The sequence below is a fragment of the Catalinimonas alkaloidigena genome (assembly GCF_900100765.1).
Taxonomy (GTDB): domain Bacteria; phylum Bacteroidota; class Bacteroidia; order Cytophagales; family Flexibacteraceae; genus Mooreia; species Mooreia alkaloidigena.
The window spans coordinates 172,266-198,978 of record NZ_FNFO01000004.1; the positions used below are offsets into that span (position 1 = coordinate 172,266).

General features: G+C 54.8%; 25 protein-coding genes. 15 read left to right on the forward strand and 10 right to left on the reverse strand.

Going from position 1 to position 26,713, the window contains the following annotated elements; genetic code table 11:
• Positions 1-104: 104 nt before the first annotated feature.
• Complete coding sequence (locus tag BLR44_RS11615; RefSeq protein WP_089681975.1) at positions 105-374, reverse strand: hypothetical protein; 270 nt, start codon at positions 372-374, stop codon at positions 105-107.
• The gene (locus BLR44_RS11620; protein ID WP_089681977.1) at positions 371-1,771 is read right to left on the reverse strand and encodes a radical SAM protein; all 1,401 of its coding nucleotides are present in this window, start codon (positions 1,769-1,771) and stop codon (positions 371-373) included. The genes BLR44_RS11615 and BLR44_RS11620 overlap by 4 nt, the downstream gene beginning before the upstream one ends.
• A 636-nt stretch (positions 1,772-2,407) precedes the next feature.
• On the opposite strand from BLR44_RS11620, the gene BLR44_RS11630 reads away from it, so the two are divergent.
• The 5 genes from BLR44_RS11630 (at position 2,408) to BLR44_RS11650 (ending at position 6,931) form a co-directional block, all read left to right on the forward strand.
• Positions 2,408-3,364, forward strand: coding sequence for an alpha/beta hydrolase (locus BLR44_RS11630; protein ID WP_089681980.1), 957 nt, complete (start codon positions 2,408-2,410; stop codon positions 3,362-3,364).
• A gap of 332 nt (positions 3,365-3,696) precedes the next feature.
• The gene (locus BLR44_RS11635) at positions 3,697-4,548 is read left to right on the forward strand and encodes an Imm49 family immunity protein (protein ID WP_089681982.1); all 852 of its coding nucleotides are present in this window, start codon (positions 3,697-3,699) and stop codon (positions 4,546-4,548) included.
• A 245-nt stretch (positions 4,549-4,793) separates the two neighbouring features.
• Positions 4,794-5,546, forward strand: coding sequence for a hypothetical protein (locus BLR44_RS11640; protein WP_089681984.1), 753 nt, complete (start codon positions 4,794-4,796; stop codon positions 5,544-5,546).
• A gap of 62 nt (positions 5,547-5,608) precedes the next feature.
• Positions 5,609-6,316: a DUF6348 family protein gene (locus tag BLR44_RS11645; protein ID WP_089681986.1), complete on the forward strand. Its 708-nt coding sequence runs from the start codon at positions 5,609-5,611 to the stop codon at positions 6,314-6,316.
• Between the two features lie 252 nt (positions 6,317-6,568).
• Positions 6,569-6,931 carry a carboxypeptidase-like regulatory domain-containing protein gene (locus BLR44_RS11650; RefSeq protein ID WP_143017246.1) on the forward strand — a complete coding sequence of 121 codons (363 nt, stop codon included), beginning with the start codon at positions 6,569-6,571 and terminating at the stop codon, positions 6,929-6,931.
• Positions 6,932-7,101: 170 nt separating this feature from the next.
• Here the strand turns inward: BLR44_RS11650 and BLR44_RS11655 are convergent, their stop codons facing one another.
• Both BLR44_RS11655 and BLR44_RS11660 read right to left on the reverse strand, forming a co-directional pair.
• A complete protein-coding gene (locus BLR44_RS11655; protein WP_089681990.1) occupies positions 7,102-7,890 on the reverse strand; it encodes a prolipoprotein diacylglyceryl transferase in 789 nt (262 codons plus the stop codon).
• A gap of 103 nt (positions 7,891-7,993) precedes the next feature.
• Positions 7,994-8,839 (reverse strand): energy transducer TonB, encoded by an 846-nt coding sequence (locus BLR44_RS11660; protein ID WP_218127055.1) that lies wholly within the window; start codon positions 8,837-8,839, stop codon positions 7,994-7,996.
• 201 nt (positions 8,840-9,040) lie between these two features.
• Here BLR44_RS11660 and BLR44_RS11665 point away from each other — a divergent pair, with 201 nt between their 5' ends.
• The 3 genes from BLR44_RS11665 to BLR44_RS11675 are packed head-to-tail and all read left to right on the forward strand — an operon-like array spanning position 9,041 to position 12,345.
• On the forward strand, positions 9,041-9,607 hold the full coding sequence (locus tag BLR44_RS11665; RefSeq protein WP_089681994.1) for an RNA polymerase sigma-70 factor: 567 nt from the start codon (positions 9,041-9,043) through the stop codon (positions 9,605-9,607).
• A 24-nt stretch (positions 9,608-9,631) separates the two neighbouring features.
• A complete protein-coding gene (locus BLR44_RS11670) occupies positions 9,632-10,657 on the forward strand; it encodes a FecR family protein (RefSeq protein ID WP_089681995.1) in 1,026 nt (341 codons plus the stop codon).
• The gene (locus BLR44_RS11675) at positions 10,642-12,345 is read left to right on the forward strand and encodes an STN domain-containing protein (protein WP_143017247.1); all 1,704 of its coding nucleotides are present in this window, start codon (positions 10,642-10,644) and stop codon (positions 12,343-12,345) included. Before BLR44_RS11670 ends, BLR44_RS11675 begins: the two co-directional genes overlap by 16 nt.
• 206 nt (positions 12,346-12,551) lie before the next feature.
• On the opposite strand, the gene BLR44_RS11680 is transcribed toward BLR44_RS11675, so the two are convergent.
• Positions 12,552-14,894, reverse strand: coding sequence for a TonB-dependent receptor (locus BLR44_RS11680; RefSeq protein ID WP_089681999.1), 2,343 nt, complete (start codon positions 14,892-14,894; stop codon positions 12,552-12,554).
• A gap of 147 nt (positions 14,895-15,041) precedes the next feature.
• On the reverse strand, positions 15,042-16,025 hold the full coding sequence (locus tag BLR44_RS11685) for a hypothetical protein (RefSeq protein ID WP_089682001.1): 984 nt from the start codon (positions 16,023-16,025) through the stop codon (positions 15,042-15,044).
• A 153-nt stretch (positions 16,026-16,178) separates the two neighbouring features.
• On the opposite strand from BLR44_RS11685, the gene BLR44_RS11690 reads away from it, so the two are divergent.
• The 4 genes from BLR44_RS11690 to BLR44_RS11705 all read left to right on the forward strand — a co-directional run bounded on the left by BLR44_RS11690 (position 16,179) and on the right by BLR44_RS11705 (position 19,536).
• Complete coding sequence (locus tag BLR44_RS11690) at positions 16,179-17,102, forward strand: polysaccharide deacetylase family protein (RefSeq protein ID WP_089682003.1); 924 nt, start codon at positions 16,179-16,181, stop codon at positions 17,100-17,102.
• A 6-nt stretch (positions 17,103-17,108) separates the two neighbouring features.
• A complete protein-coding gene (locus BLR44_RS11695) occupies positions 17,109-17,807 on the forward strand; it encodes a spermidine synthase (protein WP_089682005.1) in 699 nt (232 codons plus the stop codon).
• A 68-nt stretch (positions 17,808-17,875) separates the two neighbouring features.
• Positions 17,876-19,036 carry a Gfo/Idh/MocA family protein gene (locus tag BLR44_RS11700; protein ID WP_089682007.1) on the forward strand — a complete coding sequence of 387 codons (1,161 nt, stop codon included), beginning with the start codon at positions 17,876-17,878 and terminating at the stop codon, positions 19,034-19,036.
• Between the two features lie 275 nt (positions 19,037-19,311).
• The gene (locus BLR44_RS11705) at positions 19,312-19,536 is read left to right on the forward strand and encodes a hypothetical protein (protein ID WP_143017248.1); all 225 of its coding nucleotides are present in this window, start codon (positions 19,312-19,314) and stop codon (positions 19,534-19,536) included.
• An 80-nt stretch (positions 19,537-19,616) separates the two neighbouring features.
• Here the strand turns inward: BLR44_RS11705 and BLR44_RS28865 are convergent, their stop codons facing one another.
• The 3 genes from BLR44_RS28865 to BLR44_RS11720 all read right to left on the reverse strand — a co-directional run bounded on the left by BLR44_RS28865 (position 19,617) and on the right by BLR44_RS11720 (position 21,716).
• Positions 19,617-19,937, reverse strand: coding sequence for a DUF4907 domain-containing protein (locus BLR44_RS28865; RefSeq protein WP_176956007.1), 321 nt, complete (start codon positions 19,935-19,937; stop codon positions 19,617-19,619).
• On the reverse strand, positions 19,927-20,910 hold the full coding sequence (locus tag BLR44_RS11715; RefSeq protein WP_089682011.1) for a Kelch repeat-containing protein: 984 nt from the start codon (positions 20,908-20,910) through the stop codon (positions 19,927-19,929). The genes BLR44_RS28865 and BLR44_RS11715 overlap by 11 nt, the downstream gene beginning before the upstream one ends.
• Positions 20,911-21,035: 125 nt before the next feature.
• Positions 21,036-21,716 carry a LytR/AlgR family response regulator transcription factor gene (locus tag BLR44_RS11720; RefSeq protein WP_089682012.1) on the reverse strand — a complete coding sequence of 227 codons (681 nt, stop codon included), beginning with the start codon at positions 21,714-21,716 and terminating at the stop codon, positions 21,036-21,038.
• A 109-nt stretch (positions 21,717-21,825) separates the two neighbouring features.
• Here BLR44_RS11720 and BLR44_RS11725 point away from each other — a divergent pair, with 109 nt between their 5' ends.
• Both BLR44_RS11725 and fucP read left to right on the forward strand, forming a co-directional pair.
• Positions 21,826-23,097 (forward strand): DUF4270 family protein, encoded by a 1,272-nt coding sequence (locus tag BLR44_RS11725; RefSeq protein WP_089682014.1) that lies wholly within the window; start codon positions 21,826-21,828, stop codon positions 23,095-23,097.
• Positions 23,098-23,215: 118 nt separating this feature from the next.
• Positions 23,216-24,502, forward strand: coding sequence for an L-fucose:H+ symporter permease (fucP, locus tag BLR44_RS11730; RefSeq protein WP_089682016.1), 1,287 nt, complete (start codon positions 23,216-23,218; stop codon positions 24,500-24,502).
• Between the two features lie 63 nt (positions 24,503-24,565).
• On the opposite strand, the gene BLR44_RS11735 is transcribed toward fucP, so the two are convergent.
• Positions 24,566-25,600, reverse strand: coding sequence for a LacI family DNA-binding transcriptional regulator (locus BLR44_RS11735; protein WP_089682018.1), 1,035 nt, complete (start codon positions 25,598-25,600; stop codon positions 24,566-24,568).
• A 109-nt stretch (positions 25,601-25,709) separates the two neighbouring features.
• On the opposite strand from BLR44_RS11735, the gene BLR44_RS11740 reads away from it, so the two are divergent.
• Complete coding sequence (locus tag BLR44_RS11740) at positions 25,710-26,675, forward strand: aldo/keto reductase (RefSeq protein ID WP_089682020.1); 966 nt, start codon at positions 25,710-25,712, stop codon at positions 26,673-26,675.
• Positions 26,676-26,713: the final 38 nt, after the last annotated feature.

Below are 26,713 nucleotides of genomic sequence, written 5' to 3' on the forward strand. Positions count from 1 at the left end.
AAGATCTCTCACGAGCGTTCGAGATGACAGCCTCTATTTTGTCATCTCGACCACCGGGAGAGATCTTGAAACTACTCTTCAGCATCGCAAAAGTAGCCTTGCGGTTATAGTTGTGTGCTTCCCAGACAAACCGAGCCACCCACAAGCGTATGCAGGAGCCAGTCTTTTCCAATTTGGTTCTTTCCAATGGCAAAGCTGATGACGCTCACCACGACACAAATAAGCGTATGCAGGATCAAGAGGTTCGTGAACCAAATTATCGCTCCCCGCATCCCTTCTCTTTTCAGGAATGACATTCCTCCGCTGACAAGCGCATACACCACGACCAGAATCAATCCCCAGCCCGCCGATTCGCCCGCATTACGCATCTTCATACCCGCATCACCGGTTGGCGGGAGGTGGCCAGGACTTGCGCGCGGTCGTTGCGGTAGAAGAGGTTCATCGTTTCGAAGGGGATAATCCGCCCATCGGGATGGGCGATGTGGACGCACGACTTTTTGATGGCCCGCACGTCGAAATCCCACGCGTCCATGAACTGCATGATGATGACGCGGAACAAGTTGCTGTAACTCAGGCCCGGCGCCTGCACCAGCGGGAGGCAGCACAGCAGCGACTCGAAATCGTCGGCGAGGCCGTCGACCGGGCTGCCCGTGCTGAAGATGCGGAGGACGCGCGCGTGCAGCTCGGGGTCCTGTTCGTAGACGATGGTGTTGCGGCCACTTTCCAGCAGAAGCTGCGGATCGACGTAGCGCGTCAGCGGAAAGACCTGATCGTCGAGTTTCAGCGCGTAGGCCATCGCCAGTGCATCCGGGTTGCAGGGCACGGGCACCACGTCGTTCGGCGTAAACAGCCCCGTCTGGTCGATCAGCTGTTGCCGCACTTCCGTCAGCGTCAGGCGATCTACCGTCGGGTCCGAATCTTCCACGCGCCCGGCGTATTGCGTCGGTTGGAGGGTCACGCCCCGCACACATTTTTGCTTCAGCGCAAAGTCCACGATGGCACCGATCTCGTCGTCGTTCAGCCCTTTCCGCAGCGTGACGACCAGCGTCGTCGACAGGTTCAGGCGGTTGAGGTGCTCCAGCGCTTTCATCCGCACATCCAACAGATCCTTCCCGCGCAGGGTCCGCAGCACCTCGGGGCGGAACGAATCGAACTGGAGGTAAATTTCGAACTTCGGTGTGTAGGTGGCCAGCCGCTCGGCAAAGGCGAAATCCCGCGCGATGCGGACGCCGTTCGTGTTCAGCATCACGTGGCGGATCGGCTTCGTTTTCACCAGATCCATAATCTCCCAGAATTGCGGATGGATGGTCGGCTCGCCACCGCTGATCTGCACCACGTCGGGTTCGCCCTCGTTCGCCACAATGGCATCCAGCATCGCTTCGATCTCGGCCAGCGTCCGGTGCCGCCCGAACGTCGGCGATGACTCCGCATAACAGGTCGGGCAGGTCAGGTTGCAGCGGTCGGTTACCTCCAGCAGCGTCAGGCACGAGTGCTGTTCGTGGTCGGCACAGAGGCCACAGTCGTACGGACAGCCGTAGTGCACCTCCGTGTTGTGGCGCAGCCCGCTTTCCGACGGCTTGTTGTAGAGCCGCTGCTTCCGGTAGTACTCCGCGTCGGAAGCGATCAACACGTTGAAGTAGCCGTGGTCGGCGCAGGTCTTTCGCAGAAAAACTTTCCCGTCCTGAATGACGATCTTGGCATCGACCCGCCGCAGGCACGTCGGACACAGGCTCAGCGTAAAGTCAAAGTAGGTATACGGTTTAACGGCCATAACGAAAGAGGAAGAAGAGGGCACCGGCGATTGTAAAAGTGCTCTAGGCTTTATGAGTTAAAGACTAATGCAAATTACTTACCATTAGAATTAATAATAGGTATGGAAAGGCAATTATCACCAGTAACATCAACTCAAAAATCAAAAACTGCTTCAAAGTCATTCGCTTTTTATGATATGCGACCGCTACCGTTATTAACAAGATCAAACCTATTAATACACTCACACCCATTAAGAGGAACTGATAAAAAGAAGATATCTCAACAAAGGGTCTGAAAAGTGTCAGCGCCAAGTGAAGCAGGAAGTAAAGAACAATTATACCTTGTAATCGTACTGTTGTTCTATTTGGATTTGGATGTTCCATTGATAAATCTGCACGCGCTTCTCTTTTATCCCATATAAGATAATATCTCCTTCAACGCCTCTTGCTATAGAGCTAACTTTACTGAAAGAGTAACACGCGACCATACATAATGGTACGGTTTAACAGCATCGCGATGGTACGGTTTAACAGCATCGCGGAGTGAGGAGCACTTTATTTTGGAATACAATAGTAACTAATGAAGGAGGGATCTCTCTTACTGGTATCAGGTTTTCTTGAATGTAGTCTCTTACCTGTCCATCACCTCATCCATCATGCCTACTCCCCTACCAAACCTGGCGACAACGGCCCTGCTGGCCGCCTCTCTCCTCTTCGCGACCGCCGCTATGGCGCAAGACGGCACCATTTATCCGCTCGAAGCTCCGGCCGAGCCGAACGCCATTCCCCTCAACACGGGCGGCGTCGACGACCAGCCCTCTTCTGAAACCTGGTTCCGCCAGTGGGGCGACCCGATGGCGCGGAACATCACCCAGGCAACCCTGACGCCGTTTCTGCCCGAACCGGGCAAAGCGAACGGCGCGGCCGTGATCGTGGCCCCCGGCGGTGGGTTCCGGTGGCTCTCGATGGGCAACGAAGGCTGGGAAGTGGCGGAGGCCCTGGCCAAGCAAGGCATCGCCGCCTTTGTGCTCAAGTACCGCCTCCACCCAACTGACGAATCGCTCGAAGACTTCTCGGCCTGGATGAATCGCCCCCGCCCGGCCCCCACCGCCTCTACCGACGCGTCGAAACCGGAAACGCCGCCGAGCCCACCGCCCCTGGACCTGTCTAACCAGCTTGAAGACGCCGAAGCTGCCTACGCGATGATCATCAAACGGGCTAAAGAGTGGGGCGTCGACACCGACCGCATCGGCATGATCGGCTTCTCGGCCGGAGCGGGCCTCACGATGCATTCGACGCTCAACTCCAAAACCATGAAGCTGGCCTTCATCGGGCCGATCTACGGCGGGATGGGTCCGGTCGACGTGCCGAAGGACGCGCCGCCCATGTTCAGTGCGATCGCCACCGACGATTTCCTGTTCCGTGGTCAGTTCGGCGTCATCGAGTCCTGGTACCAGGCGGGCATCCCGGTCGAGTTTCACCTGTACCAGAACGGCGGCCACGGGTTCGGCCTCGGCAATCCCGACCGCACCAGCAATCGCTGGTTTGAGGCGTTCATGCACTGGCTGGAAGTCAACCGCTTCCTCACCGCTCAGGCGCAGTCGGAGAATTGATTCGCCCTTGCTTGTGGTAAACAACCGCAAGTAAATGATCCCTGGCGGACCAACTTAGCCTAGTTTCGGGGCTTATCCTTCGTAGGGTAAGCCCTTTTCCGTAGAGCCGGATGGGCCAAGCTCCCTACTTGTTGGGAGATAGGGCAAATTCAAGTTATATTCAACCCCTGACGGACCGCACTTTGCCTAACGAGAGGCATTAGGATCTGTGTATGCGTAACTACACCTCTACTGCGACGCATACCGATTCTGGCGAGACGGAAGGCCAATAAGGAAATAACACACCTGTGCGTTGCACATAAATTAGCGGTAATATTTTTAAAAATCAACCGATGATAAAGAGGCATAAAATTGACCGTAATCCTTTAAATGAATTTAATTCAGCTTTACCGAAATTCAACAAGTTTACAAGTCTTGTCACCTCTAAACTCAAAGAAGGAAAGAGTGGTGGACTATGGTGGTTTAAAGACATTGCTCTCAGACTTTCGATCTACTCTATTCTTTCTGACCAAAATGACTATATTAAAAGTTCGCTATCCACTTTCGTTGAGTCTGGAACTAGCTACCTAAAACAACTATACTCCAAGGAAGATCGAATAAAAATCTTTATATCAGATATTGAATATAGTGTTGAATCAATCAATAATGATCGCCCTATATCTCCTAACGATCTATTTGAATTGATAAGTATTTCGTTAATCATTGAGAATGAAGACACTTTCAATGAACTCCTTGAACTAATACCTACAGTAAGAAATGAGTCGAAAGACCCATTCTGGAATCGATCCTTGGATTTACTTCTTATGTGTTTTCAAAAGAAAGATTTCGAACAAACAATCCTTGATGATATAAATAGTATTCTAAATAGCAATTTAGTTGCATTTCATTCACTCGAGGGAACGAAATTAATCCAATCAAAAGAAGCTTCTGAAATAAAGAGAATTAAATTCCTGCCAATTATTGAACTATGGTATTTTGCTTTATCCAAAGATGAAGTATCATTCAACGAAACCTTGGAACAATACTTAATCAACAAATCCGAATGGATTATCAAAAATAGCGAGAAGGATAATTCCTCTTATTGGGTCGATTTCTTAGCTCTTGGAGTATGTTCTTATGCAAATAAGAAAGGAATTACTATTTCTGTTATTTCAGAATATATTCCTAAACACTTGTATGAATAACGAGTGAAAAACATCGCTAACGACACCTATGACACCATTTCGTGTCAGCGGGTTACGATAGGTTTGTGGTTACTTACCTATCCCACGAGTTCGAAGAATTCGCTACTTTGAAAACCGAAACAGAATAAAAGCTTAAACACTCCACGGTGCATAGCCAGAGCGTATGGGGCATTAAAATGAGACCGACAATTTTAATATCATCAATAATACTTCTTCTGATTTCATGTAACTCCGAAAGAAATCGCATGGATAGTTTTTACGACTTCGACTATGATTACGAGTTAAGAAGCTATTATTCTGATGATTTGGAAAATTATAAAAGTGCTAAGTTTTTCAAGAATGGCAAATTGATAAGAAGAATAGCTCATGAAGGTGGCTGCGAGGCATTCCGCCATGATTCAAGAGGAAGGTTAATTGAAACTACTTGGGGGCGCAATTGTGAGTATGGCAGAAGAACATTTTTTATATACGATTCACTTAACAATCATATTGGCTGTTTCAGCACGATGGACTCTATTTTCGATTTAGATACTGTTAAATTCGAACAAACCCTGTTTTATGATTCCAACAGTAGATTAGTTAAAGAAAGAACTGATAAAAGAAAAGACATGCAAGGTGTAGAATTTGAGATTTGGAATTTCTACACATACGCAGACAGTTTGATAAAAACAGAAACAATACTTAGAAATAAAGATACTCTTTGGGTTGGTGAATATTTCTATGATTCAAATAATAACTTAATAAAGATTCACAGAGTTAGAGATGGTCTTTATGAAACTGAACTTTTTAGATACAACAAAACTGGATTGTTAATTGAAAAGGAAATTATAAGCACTAAAAACCCTGTGACTCCAAAAACCAGCTTCAGTGCAGGAAATAATACAAGGACTTATAAATATGATTCCGATGGATTATTGACCGAAGAAACAATGCTCAATCATGAAGGGAGAGTTCAGATTAAAACGATTCATAAAAAAATAGAAAAAACGACCTCATAACAAGGTGTATGGTGCAGACCCTGCGGGATACGCACCACACAAACCGTTAGCCACAACAGTATATGCTAAGAAAGTATTTCAAAAGGAAACAAAAGACTAGTGAAATTAACGATGAGCGTGGGTATATAAACATCAATACTCATGTATCAGAAATGTTGGTGGCGCATGGTGTTTCCACAAAAAATGACAATAATAAAATAGTAATCAACTTAAGAGAGACGGTTGAATTTGAAACGCGCGTTTATGTTAGCGAGTATCTAAATGGCATTCAGACAAGATTTGATTTAAAGGTAAAGTTGGAAGATGGTAATGAGTATTATGAAAGCTTTGGAGATATTGGAAAAAGCATTGAAGAGTCAATAAACAATAATCTCCAAAATTTCAGTCGATCTTCTTTACATGTAATCATTGATGCATTAAATGATACGCAGGAGTATGTGGAATGTGAAACATGGGAAATTGGGAGGAATAGCTTTAAAGCGTATATAGGTAAGTTGCTTATTAAATCTGTTAATGATCGAGTAATTGAATTTCCAAAAAATTTGCTAGATGAGATTCAAAGAATTATCACCGAGAAAGATCTAGAAGAAAGATACTATTTCATTAGATTCTTTTATGCTCATAACCAGGGAGAATCGTTGGTGACAGAGTTTATGATCAACAACATAAAGCAGGAAATGGAACAAATCCAGCTTTCAGAAAAGTTGAACTGGTTCAAATCAAATAGCTTTTATAGCATGAGGCAGTTTTTAATCCTAAAGAAATTGTAACTAAAGAGGAATCGGCTAACAAATGTTATGATGAATGGGGTTTGGGTAGGTTATCATAGTGTCGTAGGCGTTGGAAAGTACGCCATAATAATTTTAAATCAAGGCGTGGCTATGTGCGAGACGAAAGGCTAGTGCTTTTTAATGGCTACTCATCATAGATGGACGTTGTGTGCAATGTCGAGAAACCGAATGCAAATACAAATAATCGTCATATTGAGTCTTTTAATTTTGAGTTGTAGCGGAACAAAAAACTTGGCTGAACTCTCACAATTAACAATTGAGAACCGACCTGTAAATAAATTAATCTTGGACAGAAAACCGGATTATGGAATTGATGGACGTGACGGCTGCGTGGTAATGTGGGAAATCTCAATGGACATTATCGATTTGAGTAAAAAATCAATAAGTGGAAAAATATTTAATTCGAAAACAAAAGAACCTCTGATAAATGCAAAACTTACTTTGTCTGTTGAACAAAACGGTTCGACTAAAAAAATAGCGTTAATTTCAAACGAAAACGGAATTTACCAAGCTGAACTGAATGGAAAATTAAAAAAGATTGAGGTGGAATACATCGCTTATCGCAATTTAAAAATCGACGTTGAAAAACTGTAAAACACTGCACACAACATCACCTAGCCCCAACCGGGCGGAAATGATAGCATGATCGTTTGGGTGCTCCAAGCACGAAAATTGATAAGTTGAAATAAAATCGTCCATAAGGCCCGGTATGATGGCTAGCCTGGTCGGTTGTGAATGCACCCTAGCTCTGATTTACCGTTTCCTTACCCAATCTCTTTCAACGCCCCTAGCGGCAAAGTCAGCTTTTGCGGAAAGAGCAACACGCGGTAGTAGTAGCCCAAGCCAAGCAGACAGGCCCACTGAATGGCGGTGAGTCCTAATCCGATGGGCAAGCCGGGCATGGCGATGCCCGGTCTAAGAAATTCGATGGCGAAACGGTAGATCAGGTAGGCGACCATGAACAGTTGAAAGCGGGCCCCCGACCGCAACCGCACCCGTTGTTCGATCCAGCGGAGCCAGCCCCATAGTCCGATCAGAAAAATGATTTCGTAGAGCGCCGTCGGATGGCGCGGAATCATATCGCCCAGGTCCATCGCCCACGGCAGGTCGGTCGGCAGGCCGTAGGTCGGTTCACTTACCCCCGCCGTCAGGCACCCGATCCGCCCAATGATCATCGCCAGGAGGAGTGGGTACGTGAACAGATCGCCCGACGAGTGCCGTTCGCCAATCGCCTTTTTGATCGCCTCCACGCCGAACAGGCCGCCCAACAGTCCCCCGACGATGGTTTTCGCGGAATAGTAGTAGAGCCAGCCGCCCGCGCCGGAGAAGAACAGTTGCGGATTTTCTAGCGCACCGAGCAACCGGGAGCCAAGCAAGGCTCCACCCGCTGCCCCGATCAGAATCCAGACGCGGTTGTCGTCCGAGATCCGGTCGGGCTGTCGGCCGCGCAGGAATCGGAAGTAGCGGTAGCCCAGAAAAAAGGCGAGCGTTTCGCACAGCAAATGCAAACTGAGCGCTACGGAACCGACCTGAATCGTAAAAGGGAACGCCAAGGGGATCAAGGATTTACACCCGGAAGATGCGGAAATTCACCTAGAAACGGAATCACGACTTCAGAAAAGAATTGACAACTTGACTAGCCAGAAAATAGATTTATTACTGGCTTGTACCAAAGGCCTTTTTCCAGTCCTGGACCTTGATCGGAAAGATAAATTTGCTTTTGACAGGCTTCCCTTTCCGTTGGCAAGGCTCCCATTTGGGCGATTGTTTCAACGCTTTGATCACCGCTTTTCCAAGGCCGTCAACTGAGGAATAGAGCGTTCGAAAATCGGTGGGGTAGCCTCTCTCATCGATCACAAACTCAACATACGCGTACCCTTCTCCCCTGCTTTCATGAAAATATATGTTTTGCCTTAGCCATTCTTGGTATCGTATCCTACCTCGTGCAGGGTAGGCCAGCTTATCAGTAAGATAATACATGGTGTCACGGCGGTGAGTTGAGCTGCTTTCGACCAGCACCGAATCCTGGTATACTTCAAAAAATTGAGTTTTCGACTTTTGATCAGCGTACGTCAGGATTCCATTTCCTTTCGATAAAATAGCATGCCCCTCTTGATCCCACACTTGAAAAAAGCATTGCTTTTGCTGGTCACTGTACGAATGGCTTTTCAATGCACCATCTTCGTAGTAGGACTTAAATTCTACCCGCCAGTTCTCCAGATGCGGTTCAATTTCAAGAGCATAGTGATGCTTGTCATGGTAGCCGATGATAGCATCCAACGTGTCCAGGTTACGTGTGCCCGTCACGTAAGCCACCATCCTCAGCCGATCCGACGCATAACTTTCTACCCGGACGGGCTCCTCATCCAGAAAGTAAGTTCGACGGTAGCGGGTCTCGACCGGCGATGAATCCAAAAATTCGTAGATAAAATAGCGCGTGGTCTGGGCCATTCCCGCACAAGCGAATCCTAGCATCGGAATCAGAAACAGCACCCGGTTCATCGTAGATCTCCATAGCATATCCGTACAAGCTAAGCTTATCAGGCATCACAATCAAGGGTGACAGCTTTTGTCCAAGTGTTTTCGTCCACGCTTTTTAACGCAAACAGGAAACGCCCTTTCATCAGATTCTGCTAAGTTCAATAGCTGCTTCGTGATATATTTGCCTCGCCTTCACGGCATACGCACCTCAATTCCGCTGCCTTGCCTCCTACCGGTACTACTTCCTTCGACCTGCGCGACGAAAAAACGTTCGAGGCGCTCTTTCGGGAGCACTACGGACCACTCGTGCAGTTTGCGACGAAGTACGTGGGGAAAGACGAAACGGCTGAGGAACTGGTGCAGGAGCTGTTCAGCACGCTCTGGATCAAGGCCGAGGCGCTGGAAATCCGCACGTCGCTCAAGTCGTACCTGTTTGGGGCGGTGCGCAATGCGTGCCTCAATCACCTGAAACACGAGAAGGTAAAGCAGGCATACACGCTGCACGTACAGCATGGCCCGACCCATGCGCCGGAGCTTGATTTTCTGGAACTGGAAGAGTTGAAAGAGAAGATCGAGCAGGCGATGGACCAGTTGCCGGAGAAGTGCCGCGCCATTTTTGAGATGAGTCGCTACGAGGGCAAGAAGTACCAGGAAATTGCCGACGCATTGCAACTGTCGGTCAAAACCGTGGAAAATCAGATGGGCAAGGCCCTTCGCATCCTGCGCGAGGCGTTGAAAGACTACCTGCCGCTGCTGGTGTGGCTGCTGGCGGATGGGGGTATTTGGTAAGTTAGTTGTCATAGGCGTACAGACATGGAAGACGAGCGTCCGGAGATCACCACTGAGCAACTGACCCGCTACTTTGCGGGGGAAGCGTCCGCGCAGGAAGCGGCGGCGGTGAAGTCGTGGGCCGAGGCGTCGCCGGAAAATCAGGATACGCTGTTCGAGCTACAGTTGGTCTGGCTGGATACCGGACTCGTGCGCTTCGAACCGGCCGCGCCCGCAAAAACCTACGACGTGGAAGCCGCCTGGCAGAACGTGAAAGCCCGAAAGCGCGCCGCCGAACCACAAGTAGAAACGACACCGGAAACCCGCACGCGCGCATTCGACTGGGTGTGGAAAGTAGCGGCCAGCGTGGCGCTGATCGTAGCCCTCGGCTTCCTGGCCCGCACCTACTTCTTCGCCCCCGAATCGATTACCTACACGGCGATGCAACCCACCGCCCACCTGCAACTGGCCGATGGCTCGTCGGTCACGTTGAGTGAGTCCAGTTCGCTAAGCTATCCAGAGGAATTTAGCGACGATTCGCGCGAGGTGACGCTGGAAGGAAAGGCGTTTTTTGAGGTGGAACCCGATCCGGCCCGGCCGTTCACGATCCACGCCGGTCCCACCGACGTGCAAGTGCTGGGCACGTCGTTTACGGTCGATATGGGGGCGAGTCAGATTTCGGTGGCGGTCGAGACGGGGCAGGTCCGTTTTTCGCACGGGGACCAGTCGCTGGTACTGGAAGCGAACCAGGGCGGTGTATTCTCGCTTTCCACGAATGCCTTTCAGCAACAAGACCTGTCGTCCGCCACCGGGGCAGATCAGTTCTGGCGCACCCAGACCCTGCGCTTCACCGGCCAGCGGCTGCCGGACGTCGTCGCCGCGCTCGAACAGGCGTACGGGCAGACGATTCAGTTGCAAGGCGACGACCTGGCGAACTGTAGCCTGAACGTCACGTTCCAAAACGACTCCCTGGAAAATGTGCTGGCGGTCATTGCCCTGACGCTGGACCTGGAGGTAACGCAAACGGATGCGGGATTCACCTTAACCGGGGAGGGATGCTCTGCCGATTAGTGCTGCTGTGCATCGGCTGGCTGCCCCTGGCGAGTGTTTTCGCGCAGGATGCCTTGCAAACGCCCCTGACCATTTCGTTTGCGAACGAGCCCGTCGCGCAGGCCCTGACCCGTCTGTCAGCACAGGCACCGGTACAACTGTCGTTCAACCCGGACGTCCTGCCGAAGAAGTCCATCTCCGGTCAATACGAACACCAATCGCTCGAACACATTCTGCGCGACCTGCTGGGCACGCAGTACCAGTACAAAGTGCGGGGCAGTTACGTGATCATCCTGGCGGCAGCCCCGGCCCAACCCAAAAAGCGCGTCCAGTTCACCGGCGAAGTGCGGGATGCCGCCACCGGCGAAACGCTGGCCAATACCACCGTATACGAAGTCGACCGGCTCTCCGCCACGCTTTCGTCCGAGGACGGAAGTTTTAATTTGAGCGCCAGCACGGCGCGCGACGTCACGGTGCTGGCCATCAGCAAAGCAAATTACCAGGATACGTTGATTCAGGTCGACCTCTCCCAACCGACGTTCGTCGAAGTAGCACTCCAGCCCACACCGGAAGCTCCTGCGCAAACCACCTCTCCCACCGACCGTTGGGGCCTCGTGCGTTTTCTGGTCGGTGAGAAAGTCAGCGCCACTACGGAAAACGTGTCGCTGAGCGGCAAGCGGGGCGTCCAGCTGTCGCTGATCCCCGGCCTCAGTACGAACAAACTGTTCAACAGCAAAATCAGCAACACGTTCTCGCTCAATATGGTCGGGGGGTACGCCTACCGCCTCAACGGCGTAGAACTGGGAGGCGCGTTCAACCTGGAACGGATGGGCGTGACCGGCGTGCAAATCGGTGGGGCATTCAACCTCTCGGGCGCACAAACCCAGGGTATACAAGTGGCCGGGGCGGCCAACGTGAGCGTTGGTCCGGTGGAGGGCGTACAGATTGGCGGCGCCTACAACCAGTCGGATGATGTGCACGGCCTGCAAATCGGTGGCGCGGCGAACCTCGCCAAGGAATTGGACGGCATCCAGGTTGGCGGGGCGGTCAACGTGGCTCACTCGGGACGGGGGCTGCAACTCGCCGGGGCATACAACCTCGCGCGGGATTCGTTGCGGGGCGCACAGGTGGGCACGATCAACTACACGCCGGTCCTACGCGGGTTCCAGCTGGGCGTGATCAACGTCGCCGATACGGTACAGACCGGGGCGATGCTCGGCCTGATCAACTGGACGAAAAACGGGCTTCTGGACCTGGCGCTGGAAGCCAATGATGTGACGGAAATCGCCCTGACATTTCGGTCGGGCACGCCGTTGCTCTACACGCTCTTATCGGCCGGCATCAGTCCCCGCCATGCTCTGTGGACGTACGGCTACGGGCTGGGTCATCAGTTCCGCTGGAGCAATCGCTTTTATACGCATCTGGAATTGTCCTCGCACACGTTGTTTGCCACGTCCGGCCCTCCGATCCGGCAGCAACCGTGGGATTCGCGCCTGTTCACGTCACTGGCCTATCAGTTTGCTCCGCGCGTCTCGCTCCACGGCGGCCCCGTCTTTCATTTTCTCTACCACAAATCCAGCACGCCCGAAGATTTCCGTCTTTCGGATCAGGTTGGGACCTCCCCCGTTTTTGATACGAGCAGCGATGGGGTAGTGCGGAAATGGTGGATCGGATATCAGTTCGCGTTGCAGTTCCGCCTGCGCCGGTAAGAAAGGGCACTGCTTCTTCTATTTTCTGGCTTTAACTTGTAGTCAGAACGCGTATTCTGAAGAGACACAAGGAAGCCTATCATTTCATTCGTTTATTCGTAGCAACGGGTTTAACCGCGGGGGCGGCCCCCCCCCGTCGCTACGGAATTTTACGCCCGCCAAGCGGCCCTGCGGCATCTCGTTTCGTCGCTATGAATAAAAGTCCCCTAAAACTTAAACGTATAAATGATATTAGGCAGGATGGAGAGTTGCGGCGAGCCCTCAATCTGGCCGGTGACGGGCTGGTAGTATTCGTTGACCAGCGCCTGGTTGTTGGTCAGGTTCGTGACATCGAGCTTCCATTCGTGCGTCGTGTTTTTCCGGTTACGCCGGATGCCCACCGCCAGGTTCAGGAAGAATACATCGTCTCCTTTATTGCCGTAGGGTCGTAGCTCGTCGCGCACTTCCGTGCCCAATGCCTGCGAGGCCGACAAATTGATCGGCGTGTAACGCGCGCCTCCGATCAGACCGATTTTCGTGTTGATGAACAGCACCCGGTTTTTGGCGGGTTTGCCCAGCGTAAACTCTTTACCGCCTAACAGGTTCGCCACGTAGTTTCCGGCAAAGGCCGTGTTCCGCTCCACGCCATCCTGCGGCGTGTACAGCGACCGGTAGAGGGACAGCGTGGTCATGTAGTAAAACCCTTTCTGAAACGAACGCTCCAGCGTAAACTCCAGGCCGTAGTTCCGTCCGGTGCCTTCGTTGACCAGCCGCCGGGTCACGAAATCTTCCGTTTCGTTGAGGAGCGAGAACGTGCTGCCGGACGTCGGGTCGATGGGCACCTGGTACAGATGCTGGTAGTATGCCTCCACCTTGAAGTGCGTCAGCGGATTGAGTTGGTAGTTGTAGCCCAACACCAGGTGGGCCGCCTTGGTGGGTTGGAGCGAGCGGTTCGGTGTCGTGAGCGCGCCGTCGGCTTGCGGTGCTTTTGCCAGGTAGATCGAGATGCTTTCCAGGCGGCTGTGCAGGCCGAAGCCGGCGGTGAAGCTGTGTTTCGGCGTGGCATCCCAGCGCAGACCCACCCGGGGTTCTACCGATCCGCTTCCGTTCAATCCGAAATAGAGGTAATGGAGTCCGCTGGTCAGGGTCCACTGTTCGTTCATGCGGAATTTCCAGTTGCCGAACGCCTGCCACGTGTAGGTGCTCCCTTTGTCGCTCAACACCTCGTCGGTCTGATCCGTCTCAAAATTGTACTCCGTCGCCAGGGCATTGTAGTAGCGTTGCGAATAAATCGCGCCGACCTGAAATTTATGTTTCGCACTCCACTTGTAATCGTAGGTACTCGACAGCCGGTATGTGCTTTTGTTGATGGAGGCTTTTGAGACGTTGTAAAACCCGCCCGCTTCCGCCGGCAGATCGTCGACAGAACCCATGCGGGTACCGGAAGCGGTCAGCGCGTTACTCAAAAATGATTTCTCGTTGAGAAACCACGTGTGCGTGAGGCCCAGCACGCCCAGGTCAGCGCTTTGTTCGTAGCGGTTCAGCGGCTTCTCTTCGTCATTTTCCTCTACCAGGTGAATCGAACTCAAGCCGCCCAGGCCGTACACCGTCACTACATTTTTCTTGCCGACGGGCAGTTCTACGTTGAACGAGGCATCCTGGTATTTCGGCACGCCGCCGTAATCCAGAATCCCGATCTCCGAAAAGAGTTGCAGTGCTGAGTAGCGATAATTGGCGATGTAGGAGCCGCCGTACTGCTTGCTGAAGGGGCCTTCCGCCGTCACGTCGAGGCCAATCATGCTGGCCCCCAGCGTAAACTCACGTTGCTCGTTATTGCCCTTTTTGAACCGCATGTCGAATACTCCCGAAAGGGCATTGCCGTATTCGGCGGGAAACGCACCGGAGAAAAAGTCGGAGTTGTCGAGCATGTTGCTGTTGAGCGCGTTGATCGGTCCACCCGTGGCGCCTTCGCTCGCGAAGTGGTTCGGATTGGGAGTTTCCACGCCCTCCAGCCGCCACAGGATGCCCTTCGGCGAGTTGCCGCGCACCACAATGTCGTTGTTGCCTTCCGCGTTGCCCGTCACCCCGGCGAAGGAAGCCACCATCCGGGCCGGATCGTTGATGGAACCCGCGTACCGCTGCGTCTCTTCCACCGAAAAGCTCCGCGCGCTGACCAACGCCATGTCGTTCAGGACGTCGCCCTGATTGGTTTCCGAGGTCACCACCACCTCGTCGAGGCTGGCGACCGACTCCTGCATGGGAACGTTGAGAATCACCTCTTTGGCGGCCGTCACCAGCAGGTTGGACACGACGCGCTCCTCGTAGCCGGTGTAGGTGATCCAGAGCGAGACGCGCCCCACCGGCACGTTTTCGATTCTGAAATTTCCGTCCAGGTCGGTCACCGCCCCTTGGACCGGATCGGACTGGAGGATACGGACGGTTGCGCCTACCAATGGGGTTTGTGAGTCCTGGTCTTTGAGCGTCCCGCGAATGGTTTGCGTAGCGTGCTGCGCATACCCGACGTGCACGAGTAACAGCAATAGGAGAAGCAGAAAGGGTTTGCGTTTCATACGTTTGATTGATGTGATCTATCCGTATGAAAATCAAAGTCGACGCTACCCCTACGCATTGACTAAAAAAACTTCCAACCCCGCTCAAAATAAAAAAAGCGAGCTCCCTTAAAGAAGGAAACCCGCTAAAATGGACTCAATCTTGTCTCAAAACAGGATATTCACGCCGCCCGACAAGCCCAGGTAGACGCCCTGCAACTCCCGGGAAGAATCTTTTTGCCAGATGAAGTGATCGACCAGTTCTTTGCTTTCCGCCTGATTGGTATTGGCGTAATTGAGCGTAGGTCCGGCGTAGAGTTCCAGAAAGTTGGCGAACCGAACGGAGGGCAATAACCGAAGCGAGGCGCGCAGGTAGTCGCCTTTCCCAAAGTCGAACAGGTTGATGGCCGCAGCCTCGGCCCGAAGATGAAAGAAACGTTGCGTCAGTAGGTGCGCGCCGATACCACCCTCCATCGCATACACCGCTTCTTCGTTTTTGAGATTATAGCCGATCCCTAAAATGCTGTAGAGTACCCGCCCCCCCGAACGAAAGGAAACCAGGGTGGTCCGGGTTTCGTCCACCGCCACGCCGATGCTCTTCTCGCCGGTTTTGATCAGGTTCAGGACACCAATGGCGTAGTCGCTCGAGTCGGCGAGGTTGATCACCCCGATTTGCAATCCTTTTACCGTTTTGGCGACGTTGACTACGCCGGACAGTTGAAAGCCGGTCACGTCGCGCGCGGTGTTGACCACACCCCCGACCTGTAGGCCCCGCATGTCGTCGGCAGTCAGGTTGGCTACGCCAGCCAGGTGAAGTCCCTCCTGGCGTTGGCTTTGGTTGAGGACCCCGCCCGCGACCAACCCGCGGGAGCTGCCCGTGGTAACATTGGCGACGCCCCCGAGTTGCAACCCGTCCACCCGTCCTCGGTTCACGTTGGCAACGCCGCCGAGTTCAAGGCCCTTCACCCCACCATTGACGCCGTAGATCGCGTTTAGCGAGAAGTGATTGGCGTAATCGCCCGAGCGGGTTCCGGCGGTGCCGACCGGATACGCCAGCGAAACCTGGGCGATGTGCACGCTGGTAGAATCCTGGGCTCGTACGGCCGTGGTCAAAAGAAGGAAGAGCGCAAAGAAGGTATAAATCGTTTTCATGGTTCGTGGTTGATGTTGGTTTGCTCTGATGAAACCTGAAGGCGCGCTTACCCCTACGCGGCGTTGAAATTTTTTTGCGTCGCCGCTCCTGCCGCCGGCTTGTTTTCGTGAATTCTTCGTGCCACCTTGGTTCTTTTCCACCTTGCCCGCCCTATGAAACACCTACTCTTCCTGCTCCTGATTTGCCCCTTTTGCATCGAGGGTTCACGCGCCCAATCGCTGCCCGAGCGACTGGGCTATCCGAAAGACACCAAACTTCTGATCATCCACGCCGACGACCTGGGCGTCTCCCACGCGGAGAATGCCGCCAGCATCGCCGCCTTCGAGCGGGGGCTGGTCAATTCCGGGAGTATCATGGTGCCCTGCCCCTGGTTTCCGGAAATTGCCGCTTACGCCCGCGCGCACCCCGAGGCCGACCTGGGACTGCACCTGACACTCACCAGCGAGTGGAAACAGTACAAATGGGGACCGGTGGTCGCCGGAGAACAAACCGCCGGGCTGGTCGATGCCCAGGGATACTTCTTTGACAATACGACCTCGGTCGCGACAAAGGCTTCGCCCGACGAAGTAGAGCGGGAAATCCGAGCGCAGATCGAACGGGCCAAGCAATTTGGGGTCGATCCGACGCACTTCGATGCGCACATGGCGGGCATGTTTGTCCGGCCCGAGTTTTTCAAACTCTACCTCGACCTCAGTCACGAATACCGGGTTCCGGTGTTGATCGTGAAAGAGATCTTCACCAGACTTAACATAAATCAAAATAATTACGTAACAGATCAGGATGTAGTACTGGATCAGTTGTTCATGGCCGAACCCGCCGATTACGCGGCCGGCATGGAAGCGTACTATACCCGCGTGCTGAAGGAAGTACAACCCGGCTTGAGTTGTCTGCTGATTCATGTGGCGTACGACAACGCCGAAATGCAGGCCGTGACGGTCGATCATCCGGACTACGGAGCCGCTTGGCGGCAAGCCGATTTCGATTTCTTCACCGGGGCGAAGTGTCGGCAACTGCTAAAAGAACAAAACATTCGGTTGATCACCTGGCGTGAAATTCGCGACAAGTTGTATCGTTAAACTCGTATGAAACCTCTTGCCTTCCCGCCCGGAGAAGATGAAACCAGCCCCCTCAAAAAGTGGCTCAGCTACGTGTGGCCCCTGACGCACCACGTGCAGTCCGACCTCAGCGGCACGCTCGAAGTGAGCTGGGTCAACGGCCGGAAAGTCCTCGACAGCCGGAACGCCAACTACTCGTACGGATCGCTTCAAACGATTCTAACCTACGGACTGGCGCACCTGGATTTTTCGGCGGAGGCTCCTGTTCTGTTGCTCGGCCTGGGCGGGGGCAGCATTTTGCGTCCCTTACGGGAAGCGTTCCGCTGCACCGGACCGATTACAGCGGTAGAAGTAGATCCGGTCGTGATCGACCTGGCGCACCGCGAATTTCAGGTGGGCGACGTTCCAGACCTGACCATTGTGCAGGCCGATGCGGTGGCTTACGTGACGCAATGCACCCAGCGATTCGGGCTCGTCATCGTGGATGTGTTTGTGGACGATCAGGTACCGCCGGTTTTCTACGCGCTGACCTTCTGGGAACGGCTGGCGTCACTTCTGCGCCCCGGCGGAAGCGTCCTTTTCAACGCGGGGCTCCACCGCCGCCATGCCCTGCGCCTGGAAGCGCTGATCGAAGGCATGCACCCCCGAATTCAGTTGCAACGCCACGAGCGGGTCAACGGAACGAACACGCTGCTGCTGGGAAAATCTGTTGCTCCGACTGAGTAGACGCCGACAGGTGGTTGTCTCTACATAGGAAATTCACCACGTCTATCCCGACTGCAACCTCCCCTCCTATGCACCCGAACCGCCGCCACTTCCTCAAGCACTCGTTGACTACGGCCGCCGCTGGTGTGGCCGCCACCGCCCTGCCGCACGACCTGTTCGGCGCCCCGACTTCCCGCTACCGGGAACTGCGCGCGCCTCGCCGCCGTCCTGTCCAGCCGAAGGAGTCGATACGCTTTTCGGTGATCGGACTGAACCACGGCCACATTTACGGGCAGGTTGAATCGTTGCTGGAAGGAGGCGGTCAGTTGGTGTCGGTCTACGCGAAAGAGGCCGATCTGCTGAAGGATTTCACCAAGCGGTACCCGAACGCCAAAGTGGCCCAGAGCGAGAAAGAGATCCTGGAAGACAAGTCCATTCAGCTGGTGGCCAGCGCGGCCATTCCGGTGGAGCGCGCGCCGCTCGGCATCCGGGTGATGCAACACGGCAAAGACTACATGGTCGACAAACCCGGCATCATCACCCTCGAACAACTGGAAGCGGTGAAGCGCGTCCAACGCGAAACGCAGCGCATCTACTCGATCATGTACAGCGAGCGCATGCGCAATCCCGCTACGGTTCACGCCGGCGAACTGGTGCAGGCCGGCGCCATCGGGCAGGTGGTCCAGACCCTTGGTATGGGGCCGCACCGTATGCGCCCCGAAACGCGCCCCGACTGGTTTTTCGATCCAGCCAAGTTCGGTGGAATTTTGTGTGACATCGGCTCCCACCAGAGCGACCAGTTTCTGTTCTTCACCGGCTCCACAACCGGCGAAGTCATCTCGTCGCAGGTCGGCAACTTCAACAACCCGAAGTATCCCCAGTTCGAGGATTTCGGGGACATGCACGTGCGCGGCAACCAGGGCACTGGCTACATCCGCATCGACTGGTTCACACCCGACGGACTGCCCACCTGGGGCGACGGCCGCCTGACCATCCTGGGTACGGACGGCTACATCGAGCTCCGCAAGTACGTGGACATCGCAGGACGCGAAGGGGGCGACCATCTGTTTCTGGTTGATCAGAAAGAAGTGAAGTACATTGATTGCAGCGACGTGCACATGCCTTACGGCGAACAACTGGTGCACGACGTGGTGCATCGGACCGAAACGGCCATGACGCAGGCGCACTGTTTCCTGGCAACGGAACTGGCACTCAACGCCCAGAAAAAGGCCTACCGGTTCAATTTGTAGAAAGAAAAGAAGGGTACGTGATGCAACAGGTAGACTGGCCGTTTCTGAAAAGGAAAATCTATTAGAGCGATGGCTCCCTGCGCGATCTCTACGTTCTGAACGCTACGCAAGCGGACTGGCTCAAGTGGGTAAAGTTCGTCAATGCTACGTATGAGGTCGAATTCTATAACGGGCAAACCGAAACAACCAGCTCCATCATTCAACAAGACGCCCTCCTTGCTTACTGGACCGGAAAAACAGATCTAATTAACAGTGCTACCCTTTTGATAGGAGCCATGCTGATCAAATGTCATTTCTTTACGGACGACGAGATTGAAAATGACGTTGACCCTCGTGAAGTTCGCAGCCTAGAGGATCATCAGCGGCTTCTCGACTACATGATCCGCCTTTCAACACTACTGGATCAACCTGTGATCCTAACGCCCGAAAATACGCCTGATCTCATTCATATGCGGGGGTATCAAGAGCAAGTCGATCTCTCAAACCGCCGATTCAAGTAAGCGTTCGTATAAAAAAATGGGTGCCGGACTTCCGTCATGGCCCGACACCCTTCCTTCCTATATCACTGCATCGTAACAGATCAGCGTTTCCCCTCCAGGCTGTCCAGTTCGGCGGCGCTCAGTCGGGGCGGAAACTGATGTGATTCCAGTTTGGCAACTACCAATCTGGCCGTCTGTAGGGCCTGTGTTTCGCTATGAAACGGCTGGCGTGCAGCACGAACCGGCACAAAGGGTTGGTCGATCACCGTTTTCTGATCTTGCAGGATCCGGTAGCCCCAACCGCCTTCTACCGCATAGGCCTCAACGCGGTAAGGCGGGGTGGTGGGCGTAAACCACACGATCCCTCCCACCATACACACCACCAACAGGACTCCCACTGGCCAGCGCTGCTTAATCTTCATCGTCGTATTCGTCCAGCGGTGCAAATCGCCAGAAATCATCGTAGTAACCGCCGCTGCTGGTGCCCAACCCCATGTAGCCGTAGGAGCCGATGCTGAACGCGACCCCATAGTTGCGCCCGGTGCCTTCGAACGAAGTGCGCTGCGTCCAGCTATCGTCAACGGGATTGTACTCCCAGAAATCGCGTAACGAACCGGAACTGGTCCCGGCACCGATGTACCCCCGGTCGGCAATGGCAAACGACAGTGCGTAGCCGCGGGCACTTCCGTCGTAATCGGACAGGTCGGCGGCTTCGGTCCAGGCGTCGCCTTCCGGATCATAGGCCCAGAAATCGCTCAGGTAAGCGCCGTTGCTCACACCCAAGCCCACGTAGGCACGGCTGCCGGCCACGAAGGCGCTGGCGCCCTGGCGTTTCTCCCCTTTGATGCTCGCGACTTTGGTCCAGGTATCGGCAGACGGATCGTAGCGATAGAAATCGTTAAAGTGGTTGCTGGCGTAGCCCGTCCCGACGTACCCGAAACCGTTGGCGGCAAAGGCTACGGCGTATTGCCGCGCACCGCCGGCAAATTCGGCAACAGGCGTCCAGGTATTGGCGACCGCGTCGTAACGCCAGAAATCTGCCAGATAGCCATTGGGGTCGGCATCACTGTAGCCGGTCCCGATAAAGCCATAGTTCCCGACCGCAAACGCCACCGCCGCATTTCGTGCGACGCCCTCAAAATCGGCGACCTGGGTCCAGGTATCGCGTGCCGGGTCGTACGACCAGAAATCCTTCAGGCGTTCGTCGCCGTCGTAACCGGTTCCGACATACGCCTTTTCGCCCATCACGAAACTCACCGCCGAACTCCGCGCCACGCCTTCGAAATACGCCTGCCGTGTCCAGTTGCCGAGGATGTCATCATCGTCGTCGTCGTTACAGGCTCCCAACAAAACTAAAAGCGGCAGACAACCGCACATCCATACGCGTAAACTCATAGATTCTTTGGTTCAATATTCCCTCAAAGAACGGCGTATACGCGCAGAACGCGGGCTTTGTACGCGCCTCAATCGACAGAAGGCGCATTCGTGCCGCCCCGGGTCGATTTTTTCTCTACGAAGCCTCAGACCGCTACGCCGAAGCCGCGCAACAGGGATTCGCGGTACAACGGACCGATGGGCAACTCCTGTCCAGCCACCTGCACGTGCTGGCGGCTAATGGCCTCGACGTGGGGAAGCGCTACAAGGTACGAGCGATGAATCCGGGCAAAATCCTGCGCAGGCAAACGGCTGCTCAACTCCCGGAAGCTCATGAGCGTCAGGACCGGATGCGGCAGGGAACGCACGTAGATCTTCAGGTAATCTTTCAGGCCTTCGACGTAGAGGATGTCGTCCAGCAGCAAGCGCACGAGGCGGTGCCCCGACCGTACAAACAGCGACTTCTGCAGCCAGGGGGTTCGCTCGTGGGTAACGGGCCGGTGCAGAAAGCGCTGAAGTGCCCGCTCGAAGTCGGCGTATTGCAGCGGCTTCAACAGAAAATCGAGCGCCCCGATGCGGTACCCGAGCAATGCATGCTGCTCCTGTTCCGACATCAGGATCACGGGCGTCTGTTCCGCCCACGACGGAAGCCGTATCAAGGTCGTCTCCGGTTCGGCAATGCCATAAAAAATGAGGTCGTAGGCTTCGGTCGGTGCGTCGGGTTGCGTCGCCGACACCGCATCGAGGAGCGTCGTTCGGCGGGCAAAGCGCTGGAGTACGTGCAGCGCAGTCGCGTCGGTATCCAGCAGGAGGGTTTTCAAGTGCATAGCGGGGAAAGAAAGTCGGGATGATTAACAGATTGGTCGAGAAAGGAAACCGCCCGGTATATCGGGCGCACGGGGAAAGCGGGGTACGGCTATTTTCGTCATCATTGTTATGAAACAGTTTTCTCTTTTGTTACTGAGCGGCGTCCTGCTGTGGGCGAGCGCCTGCCAGGAAGCCGACACGCTGGCCGTCGACGAAGATGAGTTTGCGCAGGACTGGTACGAAATCTTCCATACCGACTCCATCTCCTTTTACACGTCGACCGTCATGCTCGATTCGCAACCGACCGACCAAAGCGGGCGGCTGCTGGCCGGACAGTACCTCGATGAACAGATCGGCGCTTCCAAAGTGTGGAGCTACTTTCAGCTCACCGCCAGCACCAGCGAGCTGTCCAACCTCACCGAAGGCACCTGGTACTTCGATTCGCTCACGTTTTCGTTAATGGCGACGTATGCCTGGGGCGATACGGTTCAGCCGCAGTCGCTGGGGATTTATACCCTGTCGGAAGCCATTTCGGAGGAGACGCACTATACCCCCGATTCCGCGGCTTTGGGCACGCAAATTGGCGAAGTGTACGGGCGACCGAAGCTGGGAAACCTGCGCTCGATGCGGCTGGACGACGCTTTCGGACAGGCCCTTTTTGCTGCCATTGTTCAGAAAGAAGTGACCGACAACGAGGAGTTTACCGATTACCTGCCGGGGCTGGCCCTGGTGCCCACCGACGCCAATCGTGCCATCATCGGGTTTGCCGACACCTCGGCGGTGATGCAGCTGCACTGCCACCGGTCGTGGCAGGAGCGCGAAACCGCACAGCTTTCGTTCTCGCTGTCCAGCGACGGGACGTATTACTACCGCCTTGCGGCCAATCGCGACGGCTCTTTCCTGGAAGGATTGCAACCGGGCGACTCGGTTTCGTCCGCACAGACGGGCAACACGACCTTCCTCCAGGCGGCAGGCGGCCTGGCGTTGCGCGTCGATTTTCCCACGCTACACACGTTGCAGGACGACGGCGGTGTGGTGGTGCAGAAAGCGGTGTTGCGGCTGCCCGTCGTAGCGCCCACGTCGTCGGTCCCCTCGGCAACCCTGGCCTGTTACCTGGCGAGCGCCACCAACAAAATTCGGGGCACGGTGACCACCGACAGCGGGGTGCTGCAGGCGTATCTGCGTCAAGAAGAAAACTCCGGACGGTATTACTACGAATTGAGCCTGACGGGCTACCTCGACGAAGTGCTCAAGTCGCCGGCGCCGGTGCCCTCTCTGCTGCTGGCCTACACGCCCGGCTCGGTCGTGTCGCAACTCGATCAGGTCACGCTGGCCGGTCCCGGCTACGGCACACGCCCGGCCGAGCTGGGCCTTTACTACATCCTGATCCAGCGCGATTAAGAGCGTCCCGCTGGGGTGGCGTCAATACAAAGGTTTGCCTGGGAAGTATGTGGGGTTTCGTGTAGAATTGTACATTGGTGCTTTCTGCACACGACACCCCGTTAACCTACCACCTCGCATGAACTCGTCTCGCACGTCGACCCCGCTCCTGCCCTTTGTTCTCATTACCAGCCTGTTCCTGATGTGGGGGCTGGCCAACAACATGACCGACACCTTGTTGGCCGCGTTTAAGCGTATCATGAGCATGAGCGATTTCCAGACGGCCTGGATTCAGGTGGCGTTCTACGGATCGTACTTTTGCCTGGCCCTGCCCGCCGCTCTGCTCATCAAACGCTACACGTACAAAACCGGCGTGCTGGTGGGCCTGGGGCTGTTCATTGCGGGATCGCTGCTGTTTTATCCGGCTAGCCAGACGATGGTCTACGGCCACTTCCTGACGGCGCTGTTCATTCTGGCAGGCGGGCTTTCCATCCTGGAGACGACGGCCAACCCCTACATCATCGCGATGGGACCGGAAGAATCGGGTACCCGGCGGCTCAACCTGGCGCAGTCGTTCAACCCCATCGGTTCGGTGATTGGCGTGCTGCTCAGCAAGTTTTTCATTTTGTCGCAACTGGACCGCTCCGATGCCCTGGCCCGTGCTTCCATGACGCCCGAGCAGTTAAACGCCATTCAGGCGAAAGAGCTGGCGGCGGTCATGGGGCCGTATGTGGGCGTAGCGGTGGTACTGCTGGCGCTCTGGGCCGTCATCGCGTTCACGAAGATGCCGAAGGCGACGGACGAAACACACGTGCTGGATTTCGGTGCGACGATCCGCCGACTGCTTAAAAATTCGAATTATGTGTGGGCCGTCGTGGCACAGTTTTTTTACGTTGGCGCGCAGATCTGCGTCTGGTCGTTTACGATCCGGTACGTGATGCAGGAACTGGGTGTCGACGAAGATGCCGCCGCAAATTACTACCTGGCCGCGTTGCTGCTGTTCATCGTCTCTCGCTTCATCTGCACGGCACTGATGAAATTCTTCTCGCCCGGCGCGATGTTGATGAGCCTGGCGATCCTGGCGATGGTCTGCACGGGCATGGTCATTTTGTTCAGCGGGCTGGTGAGTGTTATCGCCCTCGTGATGATTTCCGGCTGCATGTCCCTGATGTTCCCGACCATCTACGGCCTGGGGCTACAGGGATTGGGCACCGATACTAAAATCGGCGGCTCGGGGCTGATCATGGCCATTCTGGGCGGGGCGCTGTTGCCGCTGGTACAGGGGCAGGTGTCGGACATGGCAGGCAGCATCAGCGTGGCCTTTATCATCCCTCTGATCTGCTTCGGTCTCGTGGCCTATTACGGAAGCCGTACCCGCCGCCAACAGCCGGTGCCCACCGCTTACGCCGAAGCGGAGAAGTATTAGAAGAGCGGGGCACTGTATCTGGAGAAACTCGTTTCTCTCGGTTTTTTCTTACCGTCCTGCACTTCAACCGCGGGTGCGCCGTGTCGATTCGCGCAGCACCAGTTCGGTAGTTAAGCTTTCGGTGTGTACCTGTTCGGTGGCCGGGGTGTTTGCTTCTTTGGCTTCCATTTGGGACAACAAAAACCGGGCGGCCTGTTGCCCGACCTGATAGGCAGGCTGGCGTACGGTCGATAGCGAAGGCGTCACGTATTCGGCTACCGGTTCGTCGGCGTATCCCATCAGGCACAGGTCGTCGGGCACGCGTTTGCCCCACTGTTCGATCAGCTTCAGAGCGTCGTAGGCTAAATAATCGTTGAAGGCAAAAATCGCATCGATCTCTCCCTGCTCAACCAGCGGCTTCAGGCGCGGTCCGAAAACTTCGGGTTCAAACCCGTCGATCACCCAGGCAGGCTCCAGTGGAACCTCGGCCCGGCGCAACGCCTCCTGATAGCCCATGTAACGGTTGAACGACGTCGACACGTTAGCCGGCCCGCGCAGGTGCGCAATGCGGCGGCAACCGATCTCCAGTAGATGCGTCACGGCCTGCTGTGCGCCGTTGAAATCGTCGGTGGTGACGTAGGAAGCGGGCAGATCTTCGCAGAACCGATCGATGAATACCAGCGGCACGCCGTTTTCCACGACCTGATGGAAATGGTCGAACTGCTGGGTGCTGTCCCCCATGGCGGCCAGAATCCCGTCAACGCGCATGTCCATCAGCGTCTGACACGACTTCTTTTCTTTCTCGTACCGATCGTCCGACGTGCAGATGATGAGGTGGTAATTTTTGGCCGACATCACGCTCTCGATCCCGCTCAGCACCGAGTTAAAAAAATGGTGTGTAAACTCCGGGATGATCAACCCGACGTTGAACGTTTTGTTGAGCAACAGACTTTTGGCGAATGGATTGGGGCGATACCCCCACTTTTCTGCCAGGTCCATCACCGCCCGACGCGTCTCCTCCCCGATGCGGGAACTGCCGTTCAACGCGCGCGAAACCGTGGAAGGCGTTACGTTGAGTTCGCGGGCAATGTCGATGATGCTGACTCTTTTCTTCTTCATGGAAACCGGTTCCGGTAGGTGTTTCGCAAACAAATATAGCGCAAAGCTTTGAGTGGCGAATCCCGTGCAGATCAACTACTATTGATTATCCAAACCTGCAACACCGCTTATGAACACCTCTACCTCGCTCATCGCTCCTACCTATCAGCCCGACCTGAACCACCGCCATCCTGCCTTTCAGAAGGGCAGTCGGCTGGTGTACGGCACGTCGGGCCTTGGAGGCGTCTGGGGAAACGTCGATCCGGAAGAAAGCATCGCTTGCCTGTTGTATGCCTTCGAGCAAGGCATCGGTTCGGTCGATACGTCGCCGTCGTACAGCCGTGCGGAAGAGTTTCTGGGCAAAGCCCTGCAACGCTGGCGCGGCGAGCGCCCGTTTCTCAGCACCAAAGTAGGACGGCTGCCCGCCGAAAAAGCCGATGAGTGTTACGTTGATTACTCCCCGGAAAGCATGCGGCGCAGCGTGCTGACCAGCCTGGAGAAACTGGGCGTCGATCAGGTGGACCTGCTGTTTCTGCACGAGCCGCACCTGGTTCCGCTCGATCGTATGGAGGAGATTCTGGATACGCTGCGTTCTTTCCAGGCCGAAGGCTACACGCGGATGCTGGGCGTAGGGGGCAATCCGACCGACGGCTTCCGGCCGTTCGTCACGCAGGAGAATTTCCAGGTAGTGTCGGGCTTCCTGAAACTGGACGCCTGCAACCTCTCGGCTTTTCAACAGGATCTGCCCCATTTCCAGAAACACGGCATCGCCTACTACGCCGCCTCGGCACTGCACATGGCGCTGCTGGGCAACCGGTTCGAGGCCTACGTGGCCGAGCCGCCCAACACAGCGTGGATCACCACCGACGACGTTGCTACGGCCCAAGCCGTAAACGCCATCGCGCAGCAACACAACCTTCCGCTGGCATCGCTGGCGCAGCGTTACCTCTTCTCCATCAAAGAAGCCGACCGGATTGTGATGGGAGCCCGCACCATTTCGCAAATTGAAGCCACCATCCGCGACTGGCAGGCGGGCGTACTGCCCCGCGACCTTTTCGACGCGGTGACGGCCGCCATTGTACAGCAACGGTCTTAAGGCGGACGGGTATAAACCTCCGTTTTGCGCCTCTCTGC

Excerpts from the sequence above, each read along its gene's own strand:
- BLR44_RS11615 (WP_089681975.1), bottom strand. The coding sequence starts at position 374 with ATGAAGATGCGTAATGCGGGCGAATCGGCGGGCTGGGGATTGATTCTG.
- BLR44_RS11620 (WP_089681977.1), bottom strand. The coding sequence starts at position 1,771 with ATGGCCGTTAAACCGTATACCTACTTTGACTTTACGCTGAGCCTGTGT.
- BLR44_RS11630 (WP_089681980.1), top strand. The coding sequence starts at position 2,408 with ATGCCTACTCCCCTACCAAACCTGGCGACAACGGCCCTGCTGGCCGCC.
- BLR44_RS11635 (WP_089681982.1), top strand. The coding sequence starts at position 3,697 with ATGATAAAGAGGCATAAAATTGACCGTAATCCTTTAAATGAATTTAAT.
- BLR44_RS11640 (WP_089681984.1), top strand. The coding sequence starts at position 4,794 with ATGGATAGTTTTTACGACTTCGACTATGATTACGAGTTAAGAAGCTAT.
- BLR44_RS11645 (WP_089681986.1), top strand. The coding sequence starts at position 5,609 with ATGCTAAGAAAGTATTTCAAAAGGAAACAAAAGACTAGTGAAATTAAC.
- BLR44_RS11660 (WP_218127055.1), bottom strand. The coding sequence starts at position 8,839 with ATGAACCGGGTGCTGTTTCTGATTCCGATGCTAGGATTCGCTTGTGCG.
- BLR44_RS11670 (WP_089681995.1), top strand. The coding sequence starts at position 9,632 with ATGGAAGACGAGCGTCCGGAGATCACCACTGAGCAACTGACCCGCTAC.
- BLR44_RS11675 (WP_143017247.1), top strand. The coding sequence starts at position 10,642 with ATGCTCTGCCGATTAGTGCTGCTGTGCATCGGCTGGCTGCCCCTGGCG.
- BLR44_RS11680 (WP_089681999.1), bottom strand. The coding sequence starts at position 14,894 with ATGAAACGCAAACCCTTTCTGCTTCTCCTATTGCTGTTACTCGTGCAC.
- BLR44_RS11685 (WP_089682001.1), bottom strand. The coding sequence starts at position 16,025 with ATGAAAACGATTTATACCTTCTTTGCGCTCTTCCTTCTTTTGACCACG.
- BLR44_RS11690 (WP_089682003.1), top strand. The coding sequence starts at position 16,179 with ATGAAACACCTACTCTTCCTGCTCCTGATTTGCCCCTTTTGCATCGAG.
- BLR44_RS11695 (WP_089682005.1), top strand. The coding sequence starts at position 17,109 with ATGAAACCTCTTGCCTTCCCGCCCGGAGAAGATGAAACCAGCCCCCTC.
- BLR44_RS11700 (WP_089682007.1), top strand. The coding sequence starts at position 17,876 with ATGCACCCGAACCGCCGCCACTTCCTCAAGCACTCGTTGACTACGGCC.
- BLR44_RS11705 (WP_143017248.1), top strand. The coding sequence starts at position 19,312 with ATGCTGATCAAATGTCATTTCTTTACGGACGACGAGATTGAAAATGAC.
- BLR44_RS28865 (WP_176956007.1), bottom strand. The coding sequence starts at position 19,937 with ATGAAGATTAAGCAGCGCTGGCCAGTGGGAGTCCTGTTGGTGGTGTGT.
- BLR44_RS11715 (WP_089682011.1), bottom strand. The coding sequence starts at position 20,910 with ATGAGTTTACGCGTATGGATGTGCGGTTGTCTGCCGCTTTTAGTTTTG.
- BLR44_RS11720 (WP_089682012.1), bottom strand. The coding sequence starts at position 21,716 with ATGCACTTGAAAACCCTCCTGCTGGATACCGACGCGACTGCGCTGCAC.
- BLR44_RS11725 (WP_089682014.1), top strand. The coding sequence starts at position 21,826 with ATGAAACAGTTTTCTCTTTTGTTACTGAGCGGCGTCCTGCTGTGGGCG.
- fucP (WP_089682016.1), top strand. The coding sequence starts at position 23,216 with ATGAACTCGTCTCGCACGTCGACCCCGCTCCTGCCCTTTGTTCTCATT.
- BLR44_RS11735 (WP_089682018.1), bottom strand. The coding sequence starts at position 25,600 with ATGAAGAAGAAAAGAGTCAGCATCATCGACATTGCCCGCGAACTCAAC.
- BLR44_RS11740 (WP_089682020.1), top strand. The coding sequence starts at position 25,710 with ATGAACACCTCTACCTCGCTCATCGCTCCTACCTATCAGCCCGACCTG.